10 protein-coding genes are annotated in these 19478 nt (G+C 32.6%); 3 read left to right on the top strand and 7 right to left on the bottom strand.

The window, feature by feature from the left end; translation table 11 throughout:
• The first annotated feature begins 210 nt into the window (after nt 1-210).
• On the top strand, nt 211-366 hold the full coding sequence (locus ACWJJT_RS14325) for a DUF5670 family protein (protein ID WP_462955186.1): 156 nt from the start codon (nt 211-213) through the stop codon (nt 364-366).
• A 65-nt stretch (nt 367-431) separates the two neighbouring features.
• Here the strand turns inward: ACWJJT_RS14325 and ACWJJT_RS14320 are convergent, their stop codons facing one another.
• The 3 genes from ACWJJT_RS14320 to ACWJJT_RS14310 all read right to left on the bottom strand — a co-directional run bounded on the left by ACWJJT_RS14320 (nt 432) and on the right by ACWJJT_RS14310 (nt 4126).
• Nucleotides 432-2033: a peptide chain release factor 3 gene (locus ACWJJT_RS14320; protein WP_462955185.1), complete on the bottom strand. Its 1602-nt coding sequence runs from the start codon at nt 2031-2033 to the stop codon at nt 432-434.
• A gap of 219 nt (nt 2034-2252) precedes the next feature.
• Entirely contained in the window at nt 2253-3248 is a 996-nt protein-coding gene (gene trpS, locus ACWJJT_RS14315) for a tryptophan--tRNA ligase (protein ID WP_216301856.1), read from the bottom strand.
• Nucleotides 3249-3751: 503 nt separating this feature from the next.
• Nucleotides 3752-4126 carry a desulfoferrodoxin gene (locus tag ACWJJT_RS14310; protein ID WP_462955184.1) on the bottom strand — a complete coding sequence of 125 codons (375 nt, stop codon included), beginning with the start codon at nt 4124-4126 and terminating at the stop codon, nt 3752-3754.
• Nucleotides 4127-4527: 401 nt separating this feature from the next.
• Here ACWJJT_RS14310 and ACWJJT_RS14305 point away from each other — a divergent pair, with 401 nt between their 5' ends.
• Entirely contained in the window at nt 4528-4743 is a 216-nt protein-coding gene (locus ACWJJT_RS14305; protein ID WP_462955183.1) for a hypothetical protein, read from the top strand.
• Between the two features lie 55 nt (nt 4744-4798).
• On the opposite strand, the gene ACWJJT_RS14300 is transcribed toward ACWJJT_RS14305, so the two are convergent.
• From ACWJJT_RS14300 to ACWJJT_RS14290, 3 genes are all read right to left on the bottom strand, one after another.
• Entirely contained in the window at nt 4799-13420 is an 8622-nt protein-coding gene (locus tag ACWJJT_RS14300; protein WP_462955182.1) for a GH36-type glycosyl hydrolase domain-containing protein, read from the bottom strand.
• Between the two features lie 165 nt (nt 13421-13585).
• Entirely contained in the window at nt 13586-14887 is a 1302-nt protein-coding gene (locus tag ACWJJT_RS14295) for a M18 family aminopeptidase (RefSeq protein WP_216301852.1), read from the bottom strand.
• Between the two features lie 324 nt (nt 14888-15211).
• Nucleotides 15212-16747, bottom strand: coding sequence for a transposase (locus ACWJJT_RS14290; protein WP_462954445.1), 1536 nt, complete (start codon nt 16745-16747; stop codon nt 15212-15214).
• A 266-nt stretch (nt 16748-17013) separates the two neighbouring features.
• On the opposite strand from ACWJJT_RS14290, the gene ACWJJT_RS14285 reads away from it, so the two are divergent.
• Nucleotides 17014-18201 (top strand): cation diffusion facilitator family transporter, encoded by a 1188-nt coding sequence (locus tag ACWJJT_RS14285; protein ID WP_220286111.1) that lies wholly within the window; start codon nt 17014-17016, stop codon nt 18199-18201.
• A gap of 244 nt (nt 18202-18445) precedes the next feature.
• Here the strand turns inward: ACWJJT_RS14285 and ACWJJT_RS14280 are convergent, their stop codons facing one another.
• Nucleotides 18446-19195, bottom strand: coding sequence for a class I SAM-dependent methyltransferase (locus ACWJJT_RS14280; RefSeq protein ID WP_462955181.1), 750 nt, complete (start codon nt 19193-19195; stop codon nt 18446-18448).
• Nucleotides 19196-19478: the final 283 nt, after the last annotated feature.

Raw genomic sequence — 19478 nt, 5'->3', positions numbered from 1 at the left:
GCGTCTATCTAACATCATTATATACAACATTTATCATTTTTTCAAATGTATGCATACACTTTTTCACAAATATATTGCATATACTTCGCTAAAGTAATAAATACTATATATAAACTACTCTTAGTAGATAATGCTACCCTTAGTAGATAACCTCTTATCGATTTTTAATTTTCTATATAAATTGTAATTTTAATAAGTGGAGGTGGAAATATGACCTTTTTACGTTGGTTAGGTGGATTTATAGTGTTATTTTGGTTAATGGGAGTTCTTTTCAGCATAGGTGGAAGTTTAATTAATATCCTGCTAGTAGTTGCTGCGATTGTATTTGTAATTGATGTTCTATCTAGCAGAAAAAGAAACATGTAAAAACCTTCTAAACGCGAAAAAATCTCTTGAAAATTAATTCAAGAGATTTTTCTTTTATTTTTTATTTAGTCCTTATCTTTACCAATGTCTGATAAAATCAAGCCTTTATTATGCTCTGTTGCCCAGCTAATACCCCACTCATTTTGGAATACTAATAAGTTTCTGTCCTTAAGGTCTTTAACTATCCTAGCATCACTAGTCAAGTTGAGTTTTTCTTTATCTATATCTATATTACACTTTTCAATCCATCTTATATGTTTAAATGCTAATCTTTCCATCTTAATATCTACATTATATTCATTTTTAAGTCTGAACTCTAATACTTCAAACTGAAGTACTCCTACAACCCCAACTATGATTTGTTCAATCCCTATATGAAGTTCCTTAAATACTTGGATTGCACCTTCTTGAGCTATTTGTGTAACGCCCTTTATAAATTGCTTTCTCTTCATGGTATCAACAGTTCTCACCCTTGCAAAATGTTCTGGCGCAAAAGTTGGTATTCCTTCGAACTCAAATTTATTTGAAGAAGAACATATAGTGTCTCCTATGCTAAATATACCTGGATCAAAAACTCCAATAATATCTCCTGCATAAGCCGTGTCCACTATCTCTCTCTCTTGTGCTAAAAATTGTTGAGGTTGTGCTAATTTTATTTTATTACCGCCTTGTACATGATAAACATCCATGCCCTTTTGGAACTCTCCAGAACAAATTCTCATAAAAGCCATCCTATCCCGGTGAGCTTTATTCATATTAGCCTGAATTTTAAATACAAAGGCAGAAAAACCCTTACTAAAAACATCGATTTTCCCTATGCTTGAATTTCTTGGTAACGGCGCTGAAGTTAATTGTAAAAAGTTATCTAAAAAAGGCTCAACTCCAAAATTAGTTGAAGCACTTCCAAAGAACACCGGAGTAAGCTCTCCTTTAGCAACCTTTTCCAAATCAAATTCATCCCCTGCTACATCTAAAAGCTCCATATCTTCCATAAGCTTTTCATATAATGTTTCGCCAATAAGTTCAATTGCCTTTTCATCGTTAATACTTATTTTTGTCTCTTTAGCTTCTATTTGGCCATGCTTTCCATCATCAAAAACAATGATTTCCTTTGTACGTCGGTCATAAACCCCTTTGAAATCTACCCCACAACCTATAGGCCAATTTATTGGGTAAGATCTAATTCCAAATTCATTTTCTATTTCTTCCATAAGTTCAAATATATCTCTAGTTTCTCTATCCATCTTATTAATAAATGTAAAAATAGGTATTTCTCTAATGCTACAAACATGAAATAGCTTTCTTGTTTGTTCCTCGACCCCTTTTGCACCATCAATAATCATTACAGCACTATCCGCTGCCATAAGGGTCCTGTAAGTATCTTCACTAAAGTCTTGGTGACCTGGTGTATCAAGTATATTTATACAAAAATCATTATAATTAAATTGCATAACTGAAGACGTAACAGAAATACCTCTTTGTTTCTCTATTTCCATCCAGTCAGAAACTGCATGTTTAGACGCTTTTCTAGCTTTAACTGAACCTGCAAGCCTTATTGCGCCCCCATATAATAATAATTTTTCCGTCAGTGTAGTTTTACCAGCATCCGGATGGGAAATTATAGCAAATGTTCTTCTTTTCTCAATCTCTTTTATGTAATCCGCCAAGGTCATCACGCTCCTTTTATTTTTCACATGCACATATATATTCTTACAACCACTCTCTGAACTACTAGTGATTCTAAATTTCACTTTTCATTTCTCTACCTATCAATTCTAGCTTTAATCAAGAAATCTGTCAACTAAGGTTGTACTACCGCTAGGAACTATGTATTATAGTATAAAATTTCCTCCAAGTAGCTTGCAATAAGAGAATTTTATCCTCTATTATCTTGGTATAAATCCTATTTTCTTTTGCATTTTCCTTAGTGTCTTATTAGCCACATAGTTAGCTTTTTCCGAACCCTTTTTATAAATTTCTTCTAAATAAGCTTTTTTCCCTATGTATTCCTTAATCTTTATCTGTATAGGTTCAAGTTCCGCAACTATTGCTTCCGCTACATCTTTTTTAAATTGAGCATAACCTAATCCTTCATATTTTTCTTCTATTTCCCCTATAGAAATACCAGTTATAGCCATTAATATAGTCATTAAGTTCTTAACGCCTAATTGTTCGTCGTTATACTTAACAACCCCTAAGCTATCTGTAACTGATCTGTTTACTTTCTTTCTTATAACTTCCGGTGGGTCCATTATTAAAATGAATCCATTAACATTCTCTCCTGATTTAGACATTTTCTTAGTTGGTTCTTGTAGATCCATTACCTTAGCCCCTGATTTACCTATATATGGTTCAGGTATTACAAAGGTATCACTATAGGTTTTATTGAATCTTTCAGCTATATCCCTGGCAATTTCAAGATGCTGAGTTTGATCTTTTCCTACAGGCACTAAATTAGTTTGATATAATAAAATATCTGATGCCATTAGCACCGGATATGTCAATAATCCTGCTCCTACACTCTCACTGTTTTTAGATTTTTCTTTGTATTGAGTCATTCTGCTTAATTCTCCCATGTAAGTAGAACAAGTTAAAAGCCAAGCAGCTTCACTATGTGCGGATACATGTGATTGAATAAACATAGTATTTTTCTCAGGATCAATACCTGAAGCTATGTAAATAGCCAACATTTCTAAGGTTCTTCTTCTCAAGTCCTTTGGTTCTTGCTTTACTGTAATCGCGTGTAAATCCACCACACAAAAATAGCATTCATATTCTTCTTGTAATTTAACCCAGTTTTTTATAGCTCCTAAATAATTTCCTAGTGTTAAGTCGCCCGAAGGTTGAATCCCGCTAAATATTACCTTTTTATTTTCTTCCAAAATAATCATCTCCTATAATAATAATAATAATAATAATAATAATAATAATAATAATAATAATAATAATAATAATAATAATAATAATAAATGAAAATCATATATTGATCCGAATGCTAATTCTTGTTCATATGCTTTCTACTCAACATCTTATTTTTCATTATTCTAAATATGCTAAATACAAAAAAAGCCCTATGGATAAATCCATAGGGCGTATATACACGGTACCACCTAACACTTACAAGCTACATTAAAGCTTCTACTTAAACAGATACACTTGGATATCCTACCTTTATAACGTAAGGCTTACGTCAAGGACTACTGCATTTCATCCCGAGTCTTAGAGATCCATTCAATTTAAACATAGTTATCGTAATTCCACCATCAACGACTCTCTGTAAATCTGTTTTTAAATTTACTTACTTCTCATCAAAGACTATAACATTATAGGCTATTTAAATTATATTATGCCTATTCACTTAAATTGTCAATAATAATTTTAAATTTTATGCTTTCCAAAGTCCATGTAAATTACAGTATTCTCTTACGAATACCACTTTTTCTTCTAATTTAAATTCTGCTTCTGGTTTTTCGCCCGGTTTTAAGTATTTTCTGTACACCTTATTTTCTGTGTGTACTTCAATAAATTCAATATGATGTTCTTCAAGCATTGGGTGCTCAACTGCTCCAACCTTAACCCTAATTCCACCTTCTATTTTTTCAATTACGGGAACATGTTTTTCAGCTGCTGCATCCTGAGTATTTTCTACTTTAAGTGTCATTGGTTTTCCACAACATACTAAAGTTCCGCCAGCATTGTGAACAACTTCAACTATATTTCCACATACATCGCATTTGTAAATTTGTCTTAATTCAGTCATTTTTATTCCTCCTTTAAATTTGAAAATCTATAAAATACTTATTATATTTTTTCAATTTATAACCGTTATCTATTGATAGTAATTAGATATATATTATTCTACATTTGTTTGAAAATTACCTCTTTTTTTTGAATTTTATTTTCATATGTATTTTATGCTAATTCAATTCATTATATGCACCAATATGATTTAACGACATTTCAGAAGAAAAGTCTCCCATTTCTATAAGTGGGAGTATAATTCGCCTTCTGAAGTCGTCAATTTATCTTCTTAGAAGCTATGCATCTTCTACGAAGCTGTTGCAGCTCCGCAGGAGATGATTTAACTAATATTACCTTCATTTTTTTCTCTCTTTCGTGGAATGCTATATAATACAATATAATATAAGAGGAGGTATGAACATGGCTAAGGACCTTAAGAAGCAAACAAAAGTGTATGCACCCTACGAAAGAAATTTTTATGAATTAGAAAATAAGGAGATAAGATCTTACTCCGAAAATGATTCTACTATGCTACCAAACCCAGTAACTGATCCTATAGTTTCTATGAATATATCCAATGTTGAATTTGACTATACCTATAATGGTGGCCAAGAAATTCCAGACACAGAAGACTAACTTGTTTTAAAGCTATAAAAACAGATGACTTCTTATTAGAAGTCACCTGTTTTTTTTAGATTATAACTTCAACTTTATGCACTCCATCAATAAATGGAACCAATCCATCTTCGCATAAATTACCATCAAGCCAAATTCCTTTGTCTCCCTGGCGCTTAACCTCAATCACATATTCGAATTTATCTTTTTTATATATAATCTCATACTGTGGCCATTCCTCTGGCACACAAGGTTCAATGGTAAACCCTTTTCCCGCCTTTAGTTTAAACCCTAAAATTGCCTCTATTCCCGTTCTATACATCCACCCTGAGGTTCCAGTATACCAACTCCACCCTCCGCGTCCTACATGAGGTTCTTTCCCATAAACATCAGCAGTCATTACGTAAGGCTCAGTTTTATATCTTTCACACTGAGGCAGTGTTTTTGTATGATTAATAGGGTTTATCATATTATAGAGCTTTGCCGCCATGTCACCTTTGTAAAGTTTAGCAAAGGCAAGAATTACCCAAGTTGCAGCGTGTGTATATTGTCCACCATTCTCTCTAACTCCCGGCACATAGCCTTTTATATAACCTGGCTCCAAAGTAGATTTACTAAAAGGAGGAGTTAAAAGCAAAATCATTCCATTATCTTCTTTTATTAAATAATGCTCTAATGACTTCATAGCCTCCTCTGCCCTTTCTTTATCTGCAGCTCCTGATATAACTGCCCATGATTGAGATAGGGAATCTATCTTACACTCCTCATTTTGAGATGATCCTAGTGGCGTGCCGTCATCAAAATATGCTCTCCTATACCAATTACCATCCCATGCGTTTTCCTCTAGATTTATCCTTATATATTCTTGCATCTCCTTGTATTTCTGTATTCTTTCATCATCGTTTTTATATGTGCAAGCTTCAAAGAAATTTCCTAGTATATCATATAAGAACCAACCAAGCCATACGCTTTCACCTTTGCCCTTATTCCCAACGGTACTCATTCCATCATTCCAATCTCCACTACCCATTAGTGGAATGTTATGAGGACCAAATTTAAGGCTTTTATCTATAGCTTTTATGCAATGTTCATATATACTACCTGTAAAATCTGCCCTTCCAGAAATATTATATCTTTCATCTTCACCGTCTGTTAGTGGCGTATCCATTAAATACTGAGCTTGCTGATCAAGAATAGAAAAATCCCCTGTGTTTTTTATATAATCCATAGTGACATAAGGTAGCCATAATAAGTCATCGGAGAACCTTGTTCTTATACCACTATCTACAACCGGATGCCACCAATGTTGCACATCACCATCAACAAATTGCCTTGAAGCACTGTATAGAATCTGTTTTTTAGTCATACTTGGCTCAATCATGCCTAGTGACATAACATCCTGAAGCTGATCTCTAAAGCCATAAGCTCCACCAGATTGGTAAAAAGCAGTTCTCGACCATAACCTGCACACTATAGTTTGGTACATTAGCCATCCATTAAGCATTAAGTCCATACTCTTATCCGGAGTCTTAACTTGCAACGTATGAAGTAATTTGTCCCAATAGTTCTTTACATTTTCGAGTTCAGTATCCACTCTCTTAAAATCTTCAAATTCGCCAATAGTTTTAGAAATATTTTCTAAATTCTCATTTTCACCAAGCATCGCTACTAATTCAATCTCCATATTAGGTTCTATATGAATTTTTGAAGTGACTGCAAGACATGGATCGAGTCCTGCTCCTACATTGTTTGAAAGTCTTACTCTCTTTAGTACCTCAGGTTCCTCTACACTTCCTCCTCTGCCTAAAAATTCACTTCTATTGCCAGTAAAGCTTTGTTGCCCGCCTCCAAATAATCTTAAGAAAGCATTTATTTTCCCAAAATGCTGACTATAACAATTTGTAGCATATATATATTCCTTCTCTTCATTCAAATGAGTAACAATATGCTGAGCAGTATGCTCTCGTACAACCCCCATCACAAGTTCTGCGTAGTAGGTTATACTTATATCTCTTGCTATATCACTATTATTTCTAAGTTTTATTTTGCATAGCTTAACGTTATGCGACCTAGGCACAAACATGGTTACTTCACCCATAATTCCAAAAGCTTCATGCTTGAAATTTGAATATCCAAAGCCATGCTCAATTAAGTATTCTCCACCATCCCTTATTGGTTTAGGTGTAATGCTCCACACATTGCCATAAGCATCATCTCGCAAATATATAGCTTCTGAGCATTCATCGCTTACCCAATCATTAGACCAATTAGTAATTTTATTTTCGCGGCTATTAAGGTACCATGTATAAGCTGATCCACATTCTGATACATGGAATCCAAAATCACCATTTGAAATTACATTTATCCAAGGTGCTGGTGTATTATTAAAATCCTTAAGTAGAATAGTATAGTTTTCACTTTCTACATTAAAGCCTCCTAAGTCATTAAAGTACTCTAACGGTTTCATATTAAACTTGTGCTCTTTCCATTTAAATTGATTTTCTACAATCTGTAATAATGGTTGTTTTTCTATTTTCTTTAAATTGTTCTGAATTTGAGATACTAACATTCCCTTGCGGGAATCTATAACTATTCTAGCTATAGCTATTAAAAGCTCTATATCCTCCTCCATAATAGTAGCCTTATTAAGTATAAAGAGCCCTCCAGGTTTATTTTCTTTATCTCTTAAATGACTACTGCACACAAAATCCTTAATATCAGTTTGTAAAGGCTGATCATATGAGGCTTTTTGAAGATTTATTATTACCAAATCAACTCTTAACCCTTTAAGGCTTAAGTATTCATGGGCATTTAAAAGTTGACGAACGAGATCTTTATCTTTGCTCTCACGAACTATAAGTAGAATTATAGGTAAATCTCCTGAAATACCATATCCCCAAAGCGTAAATTGTCCCTTCTTTACATTTTTTATATTTTCTTCTCTTTGTTTAAAAGTGGAATTTAAAAATAATATTTTAGAAGCCATTACTTGGTATAAATTTGCTTGGCTAGATTTTATACCTAGATATTTCATGTCTACCTGAGTTTGGCTCCACGCCAGTTCAAACACCGCATTTACATTGTGAAGTTCACTATATTTCTTAGCTAAACTTATTACTTCCACTTTACTATCAGCTATCGAAGTAGTGAAAGCTATAATGCACGTTTCACCAGGTTTTATATTTACTCTTCTCCTCATACTTACTATAGGGTCAAGCACCGCCCCTACAGTATTGGATAAAATTGAGTCTTGCTTCATTGCTATAGGGTGTATTGTATTTTCACCACGCCCTATGAAACTCTCTCTGCTAGTCTCATATTGAACAGTTCCTACGGTAGTTCCCTCCGTTGCAACAGTTTGCATAATCCAAGGTTGATTTTTACCCTTAGCCCTAGGTCTTCTCGTTGCCAGGATGCAGCTAGGATTATCTATATACTCTGTTTTTACAAATAGATTCCCAAAAGCTGGATGGACTATGTCTGCATCATAATGAGCTAGAGTTACTTCTAAATAGCTTGTTATTTCTAAACTTTTACTTACGGTACCATGATTTGTAATGGATAATCTTCTTACCTCTGAGTCATCCTCTGTAGACACAGTGATTTCCGTGCGAGTAGTAATATCACCATCGTCCCTTGTAAATTCAGCTTTGTCTAAGGCGAATGTTACCTCATAACTATTCCCTACCTTTTTACAAGGTTCATAAGCTGCACTGAAGTATTCATGTTCATCCATATCTTTGATATACACGAACATGCCTGTATTGTCCTTAGTGACATCTTCCCTCCATCTATAAATCATAGTTCTATCTCGCATAGCATACCCTGACCCACTATTAGAAATCATTAGCGAATAACTTCCATTAGAAATTAAATGTGTTTCTGGAGTTTCCGTTTTAGCTGTAATATATTTTCTAACTATAATCTTTTGTTTTCCTATAGTAGTTCCTGATATATTAAATTTATATTTTCTATCATATACCACTCTCTTAGAAATTTTCTCTTGAAGCAATAGCTCTGTAGCTTTGACCTTTGGCAAAGTATGAAATCTTTTTTGAAGAATATTATTTAATAATACATTGTCTATTGCCATTAAGCTCATACCTTCATGATGAATCATGAAGCACTTAATAATAGCCTTAGGTTCCTCTTTTAACATTCTGTTTTTAGTGTAATCTACCGCTTCATAAAAACCATAAGTTCCTTCTAATCCTTCCAAAGCAAGGCTCTTAAGATTATCATAAGATCCTCTAAAATCAGTTTGCAGTGCCATAACAGTAGCGTATGGCGCAATAACCAATTCATCTTCGAGTCCTGACTTGAGTCCTACTCCTGCTACCCCAAATGCCTTGTATTGGTAATTTGAATTTATGTCGAAATTATAAAATGCAGATTCAGATATTCCAAAAGGCACCCCTCTTTCATTACAATATTTCTTTTGTGCCCCAATTACAGCTTTATAAGTTTCATCTAGCATTGTTTCCGGATAATTTTTCATTATAAGTAGGGGCATCATATATTCAAACATGGTCCCACTCCAAGAAACTAATCCCTTACTTTTACCCATAAGAGTCATAGACCTACCAAGCTTAAACCAGTGTTTATTAGGAACATCTCCTTTTGCTATGGCAACAAAGCTAGCCTGCCTTGACTCAGACGCAAGTAAATCGTAATAGCTCTTACCTAGACTATCATTCTCAACGTCATATCCAATTCTAAACAGTTCTCTTTCTTCATCATACAACATTTTAAAATCAGTAGCTTCTGCCATTGAATTTAGTCTTTCTTTTAAGCTCTCAATGCTACTAATAACCACTTGAGCTTTTTCTTTTGTATTTTGCAGTAAATCTTTTAATTTCTCTAAAGATTCATCACTTTTTGACATGCCATTTAACATATTTAATATGTTGGTGGTTTTTTCTGGAATACAATTTATTGCTGTGTTTTCGATTAAGCTTTTTAAAGAATTACTAATGTCTATATCAAAGTTTTTTTCATGGATAAACTCAAACCAAGGGAAAAATTCATTTATTTCCTCTAAGAACTTATCCACATCACCTTTGAGTTTTTTATTCCAATATGGCTCCTTGCCTTTTTGTACTTCCGTAACCCTTGATGCTAAATCTACAAGCACAGTTCTCCAAGAATAAAAATCTGTTTTGTCATTGCCTAAGGTGACAATCACTTGATGATATAATTCTTTCATTTCTTTGGATTCTTCTATTTCTTCACTAGCAAGCCTTATTGTGTCTTGCAAACCCTCCACTTGCACAAGATTAAATATTGGATTACACAAATATTCTTCTAGTGATTGAGAAACCAACCAGAGATAACCAACTAAGTTCCCGCTATCCACAGTGGACACATATCTAGGATAAAGTGGAGTTTTAGTTTTAGTATCATACCAATTATAAAAATGACCTTTATACGTAACCATGTCCTCAATTGAAGTCATAATTTTCTCTATTCTTTGTGTTACTTCCATTATGCCTATATACCCTAGATCATAGGCAACTATATTTGACGTTAATTCCATACCCATATTAGTGGGTGAAGTTCTCTGGGCTAATCCATTAGGCGGATCTTCTTGATAATTATCTGGTCCAAGCCAATTATTTTCGTCATTGACAAAATCCTCAAAATACGCCCAAGTTTTCCTACTTAATTTCCTTAAAAAGATCTTTTCTTCAACCATCATTTTAAAAGTTTCTAAACTTCTATCGCGACTTATAACATATGCAATTACAGGGCTTAAAAACCAAAGCACACAGGACGGTATACTAAGAAACCCAATACTCAAACTTGAATTAAATGCTAAAAATAAAATCAAAAGTGAAATTGCACTTTCAATCCACATAAAAGCTATGAAATTTTTAAGTTTTTTCCCTAGTTTCACCTCTACGTCTGCCGCTGTCTGCCACTCTAATAAATTTTTCTTGCTTACCATTATTCTATATAATGTTCTAATTATGGCATCCAACATCATATACGCTTGAAAAGGTATAAAACAAATAATCAAAAATATTTGTTCTATAGCCATAGACCCATTTTGAATTTTACCCGATAAACTTATACCTGCAGCAGGAGAAACTACAGCTTCGGATACATCAAAAAGTATAGGTGCTAAAACCGCAACAAATGCTGCAATAACCCATTTATCCGTCCCATCAGGCAATATTCCACCTAATGCAAGTATGAGCAAAATTGTAATGGAGGGTGCGAGTAAGCTCCTCCTTAAATTATCAAATATTTTCCATTTAGATATTTTATTTATTGGCGAATGTTTTGTAATCCAAGGTAATAATTGCCAATCACCTCTAGTCCACCTGTGTAATCTCATACAACTAGAATTGTAATAAGCTGGGTATCCATCTATGAATTCCACATCAGTAACTAATGCAGTCCTAACATAGCAGCCCTCTAACAAGTCATGGCTTAATACAGTATTTTCAGGTATTTCATCTTTTAACATATAATTAAATACATCTACATTATAAATTCCTTTTCCAGTAAAAATCCCTTCCCCAAATAAATCCTGGTATACATCAGATACAGCAGTAGTATAAATATCTATACCCGTTTCCCCAGAAAATATCTTTGAAAATAGAGTTTTGTTTGCGCTAAGAATAGACACTCCTACTCTCGGTTGCATTAAACCGTAACCTCTATCCACTTTCTTTTTACTATTATTTATGACAGCATTGTTTAGTGGATGAGCCATAGCACCTATAAGTTTTTTTGCAGAGTCCCTTGGAAGCTTCGTGTCCGCATCTAATGTAATAACATATTTAACCTTTCTAAGATTCAGAGGATTGCTGCTTATTACATCGTAACTAGTATTCTCGTTACCTCTTAAAAACTCATTAAACTCCATAAGCTTTCCGCGTTTTCGTTCAAATCCAATCCACTTGTTTTCTTTTTCATTGTACTGTCTATGTCTATTTAGAAAGAAAAATATCTTTTTATCAGGCTTGCAATACTTTTTATTTAAACTTTCTATGGCTAAAAGCCCAACATTAACTATTGACTTATCTTCTACTTCCTCCTCAGTATCACTATCTTTAAAGTCACCCAGTAATGCAAAAAACAAATTTTCCTGAGCATTGGCTAAATAGTATACTTCTAAATCATTTATTAATTCGACTACCCTACTAGGATTATTTAATAGTGTTGGAATTACTACAACCGTACTATATTTTTCTGGTATTACTTCTTTAAAATCCATTTTAGGAATAAAAGAAGGAGTACTCAGAACACTTACACTCCAGTTGAAAATCGATATTACTATTTCGCTACAGGGTACTAATATAACAATTATGGCAAGACAATATCTCCATAAATCTTTATTACTATCATTTAATAGGCTACTCGCAATAATTAGACATATGATTATCGTTGTAAATATAATAATAGTGCCTATATAAAAATTCTCTACATTCTTCTTTATGCTGTTTTTGAGCCTCTCTATACCAGTATTCTCATATCCTATTTTTCGCTTTAATTTATTTAGTCCCTTATCTATCAAATAATATCCAACATGTTGTTCATAGGTATTATTTTCTGAAAATTCACTTTCTTCGCAACATTCAATAGCTTTTTTTGCTATATATGATTCTGGAAGCTTTATATTTTTAGATATTTTTTCTATTTCGTGTCTATACTTATCTCTAGATTGAAAATCCATTTCTCTATAAATATGTGAAGGATCTTCTCTCAAAATACCCTCTACAGCACTTAGCTTTTCAAAATAATTTTCCCAATTTAAACCTTCAATAACCCTTATACTATTAATTGAATTTGCCATAGATATTTCAAAATTAGCTTCCATTTGATGCTCTAATACTATAATTTCTTCTAGGCTTGTTTCCTGCGCTCCAAGCCTTTCATCTATATAATCATAAACCTCTTTAGAATCAATACCATTATCCCTTAACAATTTCAATAATCTTTCTGTAAAATGAGAATTGAATGTAAATTTCTCATTTTCTAATAAATATATCTCTTTGACAATTTTATCTTCATTAAAAGCATTGATTAAACGCTCTGCAACTTTTTCTGCTTCTTTTTTATCTTGCTTCGCTTTAACAATTTTTTCAGTTATCCTACTAATATTTTGAATTAATGCTATTCTTAACATTATAGGAATAGCCCAAAGTTCACCAGACGTCAGTACAGCACTCCTTTGATAGGCCCTAATAAAATTTTCAATAACTGTTTCATCCATCCTACCATCGGTGTGAGATGCTATTTCTATAGCAATATGATAAACTCTTGGATAGCCCTTCATGAAACCTTTGTATATCACCGGTAAGTCTTTATAATAATTTTGTGGCATGTTATATTTTATACTCTTATACTCCTTCTCTACCAAGTAAAGATTATCCAAAAGCCATTCAGAAGCAGGCAATACATCTTTTTTATTTTTTTCTTCTTTATCCATGCTATCATAGCCATTTAAAATCTTTTCATAACTTCTATCTAAATTACTAATAAGCTTTTTCTTACAATTAGTTTTTTTCACATCAGCATAATGACGTGCCATTTCGAAAGCATGTTTCTCTAAATCTTCTCTATTCACATTTATGGTTGGAACATCTTTTAGTAAATTTTCCTCTTCATAATAATTCAGATTTTTTCTTATCACTATGTAGATTAAAATACTTATTACGGCTATTGCCCCTAATGTAGCATATGGCATTATAAACACCCTTTCAACACTTTTTGTTAATAATATTTGTAAAGTTTTAGACCTAGTTGAAATTATTATCTCCAACTAATTGTTTAATTATTAGCAAAAACAACAAAAAAAACTCACAATGAAACATTGTGAGTTCTTTTTAAATGTGCTTAAGTTATCTTTTTATTAAATTTTATAAAATTCTTCAAATGATTTCGTAACATAAGTATGGTCTATTACTCCGCCTAGTTCTCTTATAGAATGCATAGCTAGAGTTGGGCTTCCTATATCTACCGAGCGTATATTTAAATGAGTTGAAGATATTGGTCCTATAGTTGACCCACCACGTGCATCAGAACGATTAACAAATTTTTGCACCGGCACCCCTGCTTTTTCACAAACTAATTCATAAACTGCATCAGAGTTACTATCAGTTGTGTAGTTTTGATTAGCATTAATTTTTATAACTGGGCCTTTGTTCATATAAGGCTTATTTGTTGGGTCATTCTTTTCTGGACTATTAGGATGAACAGCATGTGCATTATCCGCTGATATCATAAAAGATTTAGAAATTGATCTTAAAAAATCCTCACGATTTTTATCTAAAGATATTGTAATACGCTCTAATATATTAACTAGCATATTTGAGTCCGCACCTTGCTTTGTTGAGCTTCCTACTTCTTCATTATCAAAACAAACCATTACATTTGTTGCCTCTGCGGCTGGCGCTATAGCTAGTGCTCTTATTCCTGCATGTACCATTGCTAAATCATCTAATCTTGAGCTTGATATAAATTCATTGTTTAACCCGATAATTGAACCCTTTTCGTATTCATAAAGGAATAAATCAAAATCTATAATTTGTTTATGATCTACAGATAATTCCTTTGCAATGGCACTCATAAGATAATTATCTTTTTCTAATTCGTTGCTCACCATTGAAAGTAGTGGCAATGTATCCTTTTGCTTATTTAGTTCAATTCCAGTGTTTATTTCTCTATTCATATGAATAGCTAAATTAGGAATTATCATTATAGGCTTTTTAATATTTACTAACTTAGTTTCTGGATATAGAATATTTTTGTCTCGCAAAGTTACCCGTCCAGCTATTGCAAGAGGCCTATCCATCCAAGTATTTAATATAGGTCCGCCATAAACCTCTGTGTTTAATCTTACATACGTATTATCTACTACCATTTCTGGTGCTGGTTTAATTCTAAATGTAGGCGAATCTGTATGAGCGCCAATAATTTTAAAGCCATTTTCTTCGATTTCTCCCTTTCCAACTACAAACGCAATTAGTGCGGAGTCATTTTTAGTCACAAAATATTTCCCGCTTTTTTTAAGGTTCCACTTTTCTTCTTCTTTAATTTCCACAAAGCCTTCTTTACATAAATCTTCTTTAACCTTTGCTACAGCATGATAAGATGTTGGACTATCATAAATAAAATCAATAAGATTTTGGGCAAATTCTAATTCCTTATTCATATATATTCCTCCAATGAGTGTTAAAGCACATAATTACTTTGCTTATCCCCTTCTCTATTATAACAATTTTTTTAATAAAATTTCTATAAAATCCAAATAAATGCTATAATTAATTATCGAATATATGTTTAAAATTAACTTTTTAAATTATACTATATAGTATAGTCGGAAAACAATAATTAACAATTTCCATATTTAAGTATTAAAAGTGCTTATTTGAATGAAAAGTTATATTTGAATTAATTACGGGCATGACAAAAAGACTTTTTTATACACTATTAAAAAAAGCCGTAGGCTGGTTATTGAATTGAAATTTATTTTAAATTACGCAGCTATATTTTTAAGAGTTGGGAAAATATCAGCAAGGGCTATTAATTTTTCTGATGCCCAAGCATCTATGAAACAGCAAAATGCACCAAGAAATACCCTTGTTATTCTATACCCAACAGAATAAATAATTGCATCTTCAGCATGAAAATTATTATTTATTCTATCCCAACACCTTTCAGTAGTTGAACGTCTTTTATAAAGAGATTTCCATTGTTTTGAACCTCTTAATATTGGAGTAAAATACCTTGGGTTATCTAATGTTTTAGTGTAATAAGATTTATTGCTTTTCATAGGACATTTTTCACAGTTTTCACATTGAACTGGGAATAACCATTTATGTCTATATTGTTTAGTAATAATTCCCCAATTACGAAGCTGATGTCCACAAACAGTTCCGTGTGGAATAGCATTCTTATCAAGTTTAACAAATTCACTATTTGATGATGGTTTTGAAGAACGTGAATTTAAATCAATAATAGGATTTATTCCATAATGCATGCATAAAAGATAAAAAGCATTAGCATCATAAGCAGAATCTAAGGCTACAGAATGAAATTTAATTTCAGGATATAAATCTACAAGTTCTTTAAGTGCATAAACTCCAGTAACAGCATCATGGCGTGCCGCGCTAACAAATTTAATATGGATAGGTAGGCTGTAAAAGCTATCACAGGCAGTAAATCCATGATAGGTATGACCATAGTAATAATGTTCATTAAAGCTATCCCAACCCCAGCTAGCACTGGGGTCGGTAAACTTTCGATAACAGTCACAATGTTCTCCTGGTTTAAGTTTGCAATCACAAACTTTTTTACCGTAAGGCGAAGCCTGTGTTGGCATACAGGTTCCGTCGCCAGCAATATTTAGTTTAGAAGGATCGCCCAAAATACCCATTGATAAAGAAGGAATAACAAATAATTCTTTAAGTATGTTGTTCATTTTGGATTCGCTTCTGTCAAGGAGCTTTAAATTATCAAATTTTAAGATTCTTTTAACTAAACGGTCAACTACACCAGATTTGGAGTTATTCATCTTTTGGTTTTTCTTTTGCTTTTTACGTGGTTTACGTTTAATTTTACGCAGTTTGGATTTATTAAGGATCTTATCCTTATGAATCAGCCTATCCATAAAATCATAAAAAGTACCTACACCAGGAAGTCGGTCAACATGTATGCCTTCGGCTTTAGAGTCTGAATAGCAAGCGGGTATAAAACCAGATAAAATTGAATAGAAAGGGTCTGAACGTAATGTTTTTACCCAAGAGGATATACTAGTTTCTTTACAATAAGCCATGATAATAAGTGACCTGAGTAATGCTGCCGCATCTTTTGGCGGAGCTCCTTGATTAGATTTAGAATAAGTACTTTCTATTAGAGGGACAATTCCGGTTAGGTCGGTAGACCATATTTTAGTTATTTGTGAACTACGCTCAAACAAAGTGATTTGTTGATTGGTTTGAATATAGAATTTTTCTAAAAATGTTTCAAGAAAATATTGATATTGGGAATGAGAAACCTTAACAGTTAACATAAAAACACTCCTCGCAAATGAAATAATGTAAAAAATATACATATTTAATTTTGCGAATTTTTACTAGCTGTCAAGTCTTATTTCACAATGTTTAAGTAAAAAAAATAAAAAATAATACGAATAGCTTAAATTTTCTAGGTTATTCGTACAATATGAGGCACCACGAATTTTTGAGGTGAAGTTGATTTTTGAGCAAAATGAATCAAGAGTTAGCAGTGCCTTAAGAGTTTCCGAGAGTGCACACTATATAATCAGAGGTGAAAAATATGTTATCAAAATTTTTAATTTCAAAATTCGTAAAAAATTCGGAGGATGTTAATAATAAAAAAGTAAGAGAAGCTTATGGTTACCTAGGCGGCTTAGTTGGAATTATAGTGAACTTAGTTCTTTTTACTACAAAACTAATTATAGGAATAATATCAAATAGTATAGCAATTACTGCAGATGCCTTTAATAATCTTTCAGACGTTGCTTCTTCTGTTATTACAATTCTAGGTTTTAAACTAGCTAGTAAGCCACCAGACAAGGAGCATCCATTTGGTCACGGAAGGCTTGAATATATTTCCGGACTTATAGTTTCCTTTTTAGTAATACTAGTAGGTTTTGAATTTATTAAAACCTCTTTTGATAGAGTAATTCATCCCTCAAAAGTAATATTCAAACTTATACCCTTTGTATTAATATTAGCCTCTATAGGATTTAAACTTTGGATTAGTGGATTTAATAAGACCATGGGCAAGGCTATAAAATCTTCAGCCCTTGAAGCTTCTTCAACTGATGCATTAAGTGATGTTGTTAGTTCAAGCTGCGTTGCACTATCACTACTTCTGTCTATTTGGATCGACCTTCCCATAGATGGATACATAGGAATCCTTGTATCCTTTATCATAATATATGCTGGCTACAAGCTTATTCGCGAAACTATGAACCCGCTTCTTGGTGAAGCTCCTGATAAGGATTTAGTAAACGGCCTTAAGGAAAAACTGCTTACCTATGATCATATTACCGGTGCCCATGATTTAGTTATCCATAACTATGGTCCAGGTAGATGTATGGGTTCTATTCACGCTGAAGTTCCTTGTGATATTTCTATAGTTAAAATTCACGAAATTATCGACACAGCTGAAAAAGAAATTTCTGAAGAATTTAACATTTATCTAGTTATTCACATGGACCCTATAAATACAGATGATGAAGATGTTAATGCCTCTCGTTTGGAACTTTTAGATGTATTAAAGTCTTTTTCTATAATAAAATCAATTCATGACTTTAGAATTGTAGGCGAGGGCGAACATAAAAATCTTATTTTTGATGCTGTAATTGATTTTAACCCAAGCTTTACAGATGTTGATGGACTTAACCTAGAAGATGAAATCAATAAAGAACTAAAAAAATGCTACCCAAATTATAATGCCATAATGACCTTAGATAGAGATTATTTAGGAGTCCAATAAAATTAAAAAAGTATATATTACTACAGATGCATTCTCTTCGCTAAGAACTACTTCAATGCATTTTACGTAATATATACTTTTTTTGCTCATTAGAGTATTCTATCGCTGATGGATCACTACATCTTATATCCATGTCTATTAACCCCTCCGATTATATAAATGAATTTTATTGCACAATAAAATTACAATATCGACACAAAACATATATTCTTTTCTTACAGGATATTAAGAATATGATGTTAACTTAATCAGTTAATTTTTTTGCCTTTATAAATAAAAACTGGGGGTTTTTAGTTAATTTATCATATATATTAGGCTCTTCAGTTTTAAATTGTTCTACCGGCATAGGTTCCAATAGTTTTTCTATTGTAAAACCCGACTTAATTACTGATGCTATAATTTTGCTTAAAGGCCTCCTATAAAATTGAACTTTTACTTTTCCCTTGTTTGTGGTCCACTCATCATCTAATAATTCTGTCAAAAAGTAATTTTCCTTACTAGATAACTTAAAATCCATAAACGGATGATGGACGGAAAAAACCAGTTGCCCTCCTTTCTTTAGAATTCTAATAAATTCACTCATTACCACCTCCCAATTTTTAATATAGTGAAGTGTCAATGATGATAAAATAACATCTATAGATTCATCATCAATAAAATCTAATGGCTCATTCAGATCTGCCCTTATGATTTTAGCTTTATTCCCAACTCTTCTTTTAGTCATTTCTATCATGTTTGGACTGAAATCTAATGCAATTACACTTGCACCCTTATCTAATAACAACTTGGTATACCACCCCGCAGCACAACCTGCGTCTAGAACTTTCTTTCCTTTTACATCTGGAAGCATTGATACGGTTGCAGGTCTTTCATAGTAGGCATTAAATGGTTTTGTATCTACATATTTAAAATAATGTTCAGCCATTTCTTCATAAGCATTAAGCGAAACTGAGTCTTTATTTATAACTTGCTTCTGCTGTAGTAAATTTTTCAATATAATTCCTCCTCACTAATTGTAGCACTAACCATTGAGTTCTATAGAACCCTAGCTTATGTAAAAAAAATTTCTCAAATAACTTAGGAACGCATAATAGTTATTACTTGTTATGTGTTCCTAAGGAATATTCTATTCTTACTATTTAAAACTATATGAAGTTCCCGCCGTTTTATAACCAGTCTTTTTACTAATACATAACTTTTCCCTACTGTTTTTCAAGGAATTGGATTTTCCTTTAAAAGACTTTTATTAGTAATATATATTCTCACGTCGCTTTCTT

This window comes from Clostridium sp. CM041 (genome assembly GCF_055081035.1).
This window is presented reverse-complemented; position numbering and strand designations above follow the sequence as displayed.

Bases quoted from the DNA above. Each gene is read 5' to 3' on its own strand.
- ACWJJT_RS14305 (WP_462955183.1), top strand. From the start codon at position 4,528: ATGGCTAAGGACCTTAAGAAGCAAACAAAAGTGTATGCACCCTACGAA.
- ACWJJT_RS14300 (WP_462955182.1), bottom strand. From the start codon at position 13,420: ATGCCATATGCTACATTAGGGGCAATAGCCGTAATAAGTATTTTAATC.
- ACWJJT_RS14325 (WP_462955186.1), top strand. From the start codon at position 211: ATGACCTTTTTACGTTGGTTAGGTGGATTTATAGTGTTATTTTGGTTA.
- ACWJJT_RS14310 (WP_462955184.1), bottom strand. From the start codon at position 4,126: ATGACTGAATTAAGACAAATTTACAAATGCGATGTATGTGGAAATATA.
- ACWJJT_RS14285 (WP_220286111.1), top strand. From the start codon at position 17,014: ATGTTATCAAAATTTTTAATTTCAAAATTCGTAAAAAATTCGGAGGAT.
- ACWJJT_RS14295 (WP_216301852.1), bottom strand. From the start codon at position 14,887: ATGAATAAGGAATTAGAATTTGCCCAAAATCTTATTGATTTTATTTAT.
- ACWJJT_RS14290 (WP_462954445.1), bottom strand. From the start codon at position 16,747: ATGTTAACTGTTAAGGTTTCTCATTCCCAATATCAATATTTTCTTGAA.